Origin of the sequence: Sulfurimonas sp. (genome assembly GCF_014859695.1) — a bacterium.
In the GTDB taxonomy this organism is placed as follows: domain Bacteria; phylum Campylobacterota; class Campylobacteria; order Campylobacterales; family Sulfurimonadaceae; genus Sulfurimonas.
In genome coordinates this window covers 1-7,475 of sequence record NZ_JACUTS010000083.1, presented here as the reverse complement: position 1 = coordinate 7,475, position 7,475 = coordinate 1, and the positions used below count along the sequence as shown (strand labels likewise).

General features: G+C 35.0%; 6 protein-coding genes. All 6 read left to right on the top strand.

Annotated elements, in window-relative coordinates:
• The first annotated feature begins 101 nt into the window (after positions 1–101).
• The 6 genes from IBX42_RS10555 (at position 102) to IBX42_RS10530 (ending at position 7,371) form a co-directional block, all read left to right on the top strand.
• Entirely contained in the window at positions 102–1,268 is a 1,167-nt protein-coding gene (locus IBX42_RS10555; RefSeq protein WP_294932708.1) for a nucleotide sugar dehydrogenase, read from the top strand.
• A gap of 9 nt (positions 1,269–1,277) precedes the next feature.
• The gene (locus tag IBX42_RS10550; RefSeq protein ID WP_294932706.1) at positions 1,278–2,294 is read left to right on the top strand and encodes an NAD-dependent epimerase; all 1,017 of its coding nucleotides are present in this window, start codon (positions 1,278–1,280) and stop codon (positions 2,292–2,294) included.
• 62 nt (positions 2,295–2,356) lie between these two features.
• On the top strand, positions 2,357–3,811 hold the full coding sequence (locus tag IBX42_RS10545; protein ID WP_365943654.1) for an MATE family efflux transporter: 1,455 nt from the start codon (positions 2,357–2,359) through the stop codon (positions 3,809–3,811).
• 1 nt (position 3,812) lies between these two features.
• Positions 3,813–4,637 (top strand): SDR family oxidoreductase, encoded by an 825-nt coding sequence (locus IBX42_RS10540; RefSeq protein ID WP_294932702.1) that lies wholly within the window; start codon positions 3,813–3,815, stop codon positions 4,635–4,637.
• Positions 4,634–5,560, top strand: a complete 927-nt coding sequence (locus IBX42_RS10535) for a hypothetical protein (RefSeq protein WP_294932700.1) — start codon at positions 4,634–4,636, stop codon at positions 5,558–5,560. Before IBX42_RS10540 ends, IBX42_RS10535 begins: the two co-directional genes overlap by 4 nt.
• Positions 5,557–7,371, top strand: coding sequence for a Coenzyme F420 hydrogenase/dehydrogenase, beta subunit C-terminal domain (locus IBX42_RS10530; protein WP_294932698.1), 1,815 nt, complete (start codon positions 5,557–5,559; stop codon positions 7,369–7,371). Before IBX42_RS10535 ends, IBX42_RS10530 begins: the two co-directional genes overlap by 4 nt.
• Positions 7,372–7,475: the final 104 nt, after the last annotated feature.

The window sequence follows — 7,475 nt, the reverse complement described above, 5'->3', positions numbered from 1 at the left end:
ACACTGCGAAGCACAACTCGAGAATTGCTTGGATTTAGGTGCGAAAGTTGAGTTACGTTCACTTATATTCAAAGAAAGACCACGCATTGGAAAAAACAAACATCAAGATCGCTATAGCAGGGACCGGGTACGTCGGCCTTTCTAATGGACTACTTTTAGCACAACATAATGAAGTCGTAGCCCTGGACATCATCCCCGAAAAAGTAGAGATGCTTAAAGCAAAAATCTCCCCTATTGAAGATAAAGAAATAGAAGAGTATCTACAAAGAGATGACATAAACTTTCGTGCAACTCTTGACAAAGAAGATGCGTACTTAAGCGCAGACTATGTCATCATAGCAACACCGACAGATTATGACCCAGAGACAAACTACTTTAACACAAAATCCATAGAATACGTTGTAGCGGATGTTCTCCGTATCAATCAAAATGCTACTATGGTGATCAAATCAACGGTTCCGGTAGGATACACAAAAAGTTTACGAGAAAAGTTCAACACTCAAAACATCATCTTCTCACCTGAGTTTTTAAGAGAAGGGCTTGCTCTGCATGATAATCTTTACCCCAGTCGTATCATTGTCGGTGAAAAAAGCGAGAGAGCCGAGCTTTTCGCCTCTTTGCTTGCAGGTGGTGCCCTAAAAGAGAACATTGACATTCTTTTTACCGATTCTACCGAAGCAGAAGCCGTCAAACTGTTCTCGAACACCTATCTTGCCATGCGCGTAGCGTATTTTAACGAGCTGGACTCGTATGCACAATCACACGGACTTGACTCAAAACAAATTATCCAAGGGGTAGGATTAGACCCGCGCATAGGGACACACTATAACAACCCTAGTTTCGGATACGGCGGCTACTGTCTGCCAAAAGATACCAAACAGCTCCTCGCCAACTATGCGAATGTTCCCAGCAACATGATAGAAGCGATCGTAAAATCCAACAGTACCAGAAAAGATTTTGTAGCAGACTCTATCTTGAAAAAGAATCCAAAAGTAGTAGGAATCTACAGGCTGGTGATGAAATCAGGCAGTGACAACTTTAGAAGCTCTGCAATACAGGGGATCATGAAACGCATCAAGGCAAAAGGCGTAGAAGTGGTCATCTATGAACCGGCATTACACGAAGAGGAGTTTTTTAACTCCCGTGTCATTTGTGCTCTGGAAGAGTTTAAATCACTCTCCGACGTCATTATCGCGAACCGTCATTCAGATGTACTCGATGATGTCGCTGACAAAGTTTACAGCCGAGACTTGTTTGGGAATGATTAAAGGATATATATGAAAATTTTAGTAACAGGAACCGCAGGCTTCATAGGCTACCATTTAGCAAAAAAACTTTTAGAGCGAGGGGACGAAGTAGTAGGCTTGGACATTATCAACGATTATTATGATATCAACCTCAAATACACGCGCTTGAATGAATTAGGTATCGTAATTCCCGACTCCGATCTGGAATCCAGTGAACAAAGCAATGCAATCCAATCTTCAACATTTCCAAATCATCGTTTTTATAAGATCGATTTAGCGGATAAAGAAGCGATGGTTCATTTGTTTAAAACCGAAAAGTTCGATGCAGTTTGTAACCTTGCCGCTCAAGCAGGTGTCCGTTACTCAATCGAAAATCCCGATGCCTATATCCACAGCAATATCATCGGATTTATGAATATTTTGGAATGCTGCCGTCACTATGGCGTCCAAAACCTCTCGTATGCCAGCAGTTCATCGGTTTATGGTCTAAATACCCAGCAGCCTTTTAGAACGACGGATAAAACCGATACTCCCATCAGTCTCTATGCCGCAACCAAAAAATCAAACGAGCTAATGGCACACACCTATAGTCACCTCTATGGCATCAAAACGACGGGTTTGCGATTTTTTACTGTTTATGGTCCGTGGGGACGTCCAGATATGTCCCCGATGCTCTTTGCAGATGCAATAACCCATAACAGACCGATCAAAGTTTTTAACCACGGCGATATGAGCCGTGACTTTACCTATATCGACGATATTGTCGATGGAGTGATCAACGTTATTGACAATCCATCAGAAAAATACAGCATCTACAATATCGGCAACAACACCCCCGTGCGGTTACTAGAATTTATTGAGACGATTGAACTAGCCTTTGGAAAAATAGCAGAAAAGATATACATGGATATGCAGTCGGGTGATGTCAAATCGACCTTTGCTGATGTGGATGATTTGATTCGGGATTTTGATTATAAACCAAATACGTCACTTGTGGAAGGGATTGTAAAGTTCGCTAATTGGTATAATGAGTTTTATAGCGAATGACCCAAAACTACAAACGCATAGCCAAAAACACACTTTTCTTATACTTCCGTATGATAGTCATAATGGCCGTAAGCTTTTATACTATAAGAGTTGTATTAGATACTTTAGGAGTGACTGATTTTGGACTGTATAATCTTGTAGCTAGTTTTGTGGTAATAATGGCTTTTTTAAACAATACTTTGACCTCAGGTACTCAACGGTTTTTGACGTTTGAAATAGGTAAAAATGACTTAGTCAAGCTAAAACAAACTTTTTCAACAGCTTTGCTTATTCATATAGCTCTTGCTTTGCTTATTCTTATTATTGGTGAGACTATCGGGCTTTGGTTTTTATATGAAAAGATGAATATTCCACTAGACAGATTTGACGCTGCTTTTTGGGCTTATCAGTTTGCTGTATTTTCTACTATGGTTACAGTTATGCAAGTGCCTTACAATGCTCTTATCATAGCGCATGAGCGAATGCATATATTTGCATATATTAGTATTTTAGAAGCAGGTTTAAAGCTACTTATAGTTTATTTACTTCTACTAAGCTCTTATGATAAGCTTGTCACTTATGCCATTTTGATGTTTTTTGTTTCAGTATTTATTGCGTTTATTTACAGAACTTATGTACTCAAAAACTATCAAGAGTCTCATTTTGAATTTTCATTTGACAAAGGTATAGTGAAATCAATGATGCACTTTTCAGGATGGAATATTTTTGGAACATTGGGTTCTTTGCTCTCAGCCCAAGGGATAAATATCATTTTAAATATCTTTTTTGGTCCTATTGCCGTTGCCGCAAGAGCTATATCTATGCAAGTAAGTGGCGGATTAAGCCAGTTTGTAAATGGTTTTCAGCAGGCTGTAACGCCACAAATAACAAAGCTTTATGCATCAAATCAACTAGAGGAGATGAATAAGCTTCTTTATCAAAACTCAAAATACGCATTTTTGCTTTTATGGTTTTTAGCACTTCCAGTGCTAATGCAAACAGAATATATTTTAAATTTATGGCTTGTAGAAGTTCCCCAAAATGCCACTGTTTTTTGTCAAATTATTATCGTGCATGGACTCATTAGTAGTTTAAATAGACCCTATGTTATGGCTATTCACGCAACAGGAAATATGAAGCAGACAAATGTGACAGCAGGAGTAATTTTGATTTTAGTTCTTCCAATTTCTTATATTCTGCTTGATAATGGTTTTTCTATAATTACCCCTTTGATTATTTATATGATTGCTACTGTTTTATGTTTTATAATTGAGTTGTATTATTTAAAAAAATGGATAAATGTTTCAGTAATTAGTTTATTTAAAAATACATTATTTCCTGTGGCAATGATTGCGATTCTTTCAATTATTCCACTATATTCGATGATGGATTTATATGAAAATTCATTCATAAAGTTTTTATTCGTAACATTTTTTTCAATGGCTATAGTTTTTGCACTAAGCTACCTAATTGCACTAAACAGAGAAGAAAAAACGAAATTAAAAACTATGATAAAAATAAAATTAAGAGGTAAATAAAATGAGAAGAATACTAAGGCTTATTAAAAACTTTCTGCTGTGTTTAAAAACTGGTTCAGCACCAGTTCAAGTGAGTGTTTCGCAGATATTGTACGAAAAAATGTTTGTTGGCAAACATATATTGGTGACAGGTGGCACGAGTGGCATAGGACTTGAAATAGCAAAAAAGTTTCTATCCTTGGGAGCAAAAGTCACTATAACGAGTAGAAGTATTGATAAATTAAACACGATAAAAAAAGAGATAAATGATTCAAATCTAATAGTTGTTGAGTGGGATATTTCAAAAGCGAATCTAATAGATGAAAAAGTAAATGAAATCGTAGAAAAAATGGAAAAAATTGATATCTTAGTAAACAATTCAGGTATTTATGCTCCAAACAGCTTTTTTGATACAGATGAAAAACTTTTTGATGAGATAATGGATACAAATCTTAAAGGCTTGTTTTTTACTTCAAAGAAGATTTCAGAGTACTTTATAAAAAATAGTATTAAGGGAAAGATTATAAATATTGGTTCTGTAAGAAGTATTCAGGGAGGGGCTGAACCTTATGGGATATCTAAATGGGGAGTAAGAGGATTGACTCAAGGATTGGCAAGAGATTTAGCTAAGTATGGTATAACAGTAAACGCAGTAGCTCCAGGCATTACAGCTACAGGAATAAATGGTATAAACATTCAAAAAAATGCATATACTTCTTCAAGCTTAGATAGTAGAGTTGCAACATCTGAAGAGATAGCTGAAATTGTAATTTTCTTATCGAGTGATGCAACGAACCATATCATAGGTCAAACAATAGTTTGTGATGGCGGGGAGACTTTAATATGAGTTATATATTTATACTAGTAGCACTTCTCATTTTTGTTTTGCTGATTAACAAATTATTTAAAAATACAAACTTTTATGAAAATAAGTTTATAGATACTTATAAGTTTCAAGATATGCCAAAAAATCTTGAAATTGTAAATCTAGGGAGTAATCAACCAAAATTTGCGTTTGATTATAGTCAATCGAATGTTTTAGGAATGAATTGGGGAGTTGGTCCTCAGACCTTAGAATATGATTTTAGAATATTGAAAAACTTTCATAACTATTTGAAGCCAAACGCTAAAGTCTTAATAGCTATTTCACCTTTTCAATTTTTCTTATTAAATTACAAAGACAATGCTTCTAATCATAAGTACTACAATTTTTTAAATCCAGATTTGATAGATAATTATTCTACAAAAACTAAAAAATTAGCTATTGATTATCCTGCGTTTAGTGCAAAAAAACAGATTTTTAGAATACTTAAAGATGTACAGCCAGATAATAGACTTGAGCTAGACTCAAACGCCATGAGTGACGATGAGATAAAAAATGACGCGTTAAAATGGGTAGCTGGATGGAAGAGACAATTTCAAGTGAGTGATTTAGAGAATGTTGTATTGTCTGATGAAAATAAAATAAATATTGAAAAAAATATAGAGATTTTAAAAGATATGATTGATTTTTGTATTGAAAAAAAGCTTGAACCAGTTTTAACCGTACTTCCTGTTACAAAAAAACTCTCAAATCATTTCCCTGATAAGTTTGTTCAAGAACAAATTATTGACTATATCAATCAGTCAAATATAAAAAATGTAGAGTTCTTAAATTATTGGAAAGATGAGCGATTAGAAGACGAATCGTATTACATTAACTCATTTTTTATGAATAAAGTTGGACGATTAAAATTTACTGCTCAAGTTTTGAGGGATTTAGAATTATGATAAACATAACAGATAAAGCACTTTGTAACGGATGCAATACCTGTACTGTCGCTTGTCCGATTGATGAATGCATAACAATGAATATGGATGCTGAGGGATTTTTTTATCCTCAAGTAAATATGCAAACATGCGTAGACTGTGACAAGTGCGAAAAGGTGTGCCCTTACATACCAGAACTAACCATGAGAAAAGAAGAAGCTCCAAGATTTCAAACACCTCTTGTTTATGCTTCTTATAGTAAAAATCATGAAGTGCGAGTAGATAGTACGTCAGGAGGCATTTTTTCAGAGTTGGCGTTTAAGATGTTCGACCAAGGTGGCTATGTAGGCGGTGCAGTTTATAATGATGACAATAGCGTTTCGCATATTTTGACAAATGAAAGAAGTAAACTAGATGAAATTAGAAGCTCAAAATACACATTTAGTTTAACTGACCAGCTTTTTCCAGAAGTGAAAAAGCAACTCAAAGCTGGAAATAAAGTCCTCGTTTGTGGAGCACCGTGCCAAATAGATGGACTGTATACTTTTTTAAAACAAGATTATGAAAATCTTATCACTTGTGATTTTATTTGCAAGTCTGTAAACTCAACAAAAGTGTTTCAAAAGTATATTGAATGGCTTGAAAATAAATATCAATCAAAAGCAAAAAAGATAAAAGCAAAAGACAAAACAAGTGGTTGGCACAAGTTTTCTATGAGGGTTGATTTTGAAAATGGCAAGTCGTATGTAGCAGATAGATATAATGATCCTTTTTTCGTTGGGTACTTACAGACTGAACTTTTTACTATGGAAGCTTGTTTTTCATGTAAGTTCAGAGGTTTTCCAAGACCTGCTGATATTACACTTGCAGATTTTTGGGGTATCGAAAATGTTGATAAATCTATGGACCAAGATTTAGGAACATCTTTGATTATGATAAATTCTGAAAAAGGAAAAGCTTATTATGAGTCTTTAGGGGAGGCTATAGTCTCAAAAGAATTTACTCTTAAAGACGCAGAACCCGGGAATCCAGCTATATATTATGATACTACAAAGAATATTGATTGGGATATAAGAGCAGTATTTTATGAGGATTTAGATAAGTACCCTTTTGATGTCGTTGCAAACAAATACTTTCCTATGCCTACACTCAAACGCAAGGTAGTCAATAAGCTAAAAAAAGTTATAAAAGGTCTTGTAGTTTTAAACAAAATTGGTTTTATGCCTAGTGACTTATATAGAATTGTAAAATTGAATCTCTTTGAGAGCAAGATACAAAAAAGTAAAAAAGTAGGAATTATTCCCTATAAACATAGCAAGATAGAGCTACACAAAAACGCAAAACTCATATGCAGAAACATACTTTTTATGGGCATAAAACAAGTCCAATCTTCAAAGCTTGAAACAAGACTTCTAGTTGAAGAAAATGGAGTATTGCAAATAAATAAATCATTTAGTATGTATGCAGGTTCTTATATAAGAGTCATTAAGAATGGACACTTAGAAATAAATGGTGGCTTTATAAATGAAGGTGTAGAGATAACTTGTGCCTCAAAAATCACTATAGGCGAAGGTGCTACTATAGCAAGAGATGTAGTCATAAGAGACTATGATGGACATACTATAGAAGAACCAGACTATAAAATAGCCAAGCCAATAACTATAGGCAAACATGTATGGATAGGTAACCGTGCGATGATTCTAAAAGGTGTGACTATAGGAGATGGAGCGATTGTGGCTGCAGGGGCAATAGTGACAAAAGATGTACCAGCTGGTGTAGTAGTAGCAGGTATACCTGCAAAAATAGTTAAAGAAGGCGTGAAATGGTATTAAAAATAGCAATTTTAACTTTACCCATTGCTGAAAACCAAACAGTAGCATTAGGCGGATTCGACTCATAAGCGAATACCCTTAACCAAAATAGTAGCATCCAATCC

Bases quoted from the DNA above. Each gene is read 5' to 3' on its own strand.
- IBX42_RS10550 (WP_294932706.1), top strand. From the start codon at position 1,278: ATGAAAATTTTAGTAACAGGAACCGCAGGCTTCATAGGCTACCATTTA.
- IBX42_RS10545 (WP_365943654.1), top strand. From the start codon at position 2,357: ATGGCCGTAAGCTTTTATACTATAAGAGTTGTATTAGATACTTTAGGA.
- IBX42_RS10540 (WP_294932702.1), top strand. From the start codon at position 3,813: ATGAGAAGAATACTAAGGCTTATTAAAAACTTTCTGCTGTGTTTAAAA.
- IBX42_RS10535 (WP_294932700.1), top strand. From the start codon at position 4,634: ATGAGTTATATATTTATACTAGTAGCACTTCTCATTTTTGTTTTGCTG.
- IBX42_RS10530 (WP_294932698.1), top strand. From the start codon at position 5,557: ATGATAAACATAACAGATAAAGCACTTTGTAACGGATGCAATACCTGT.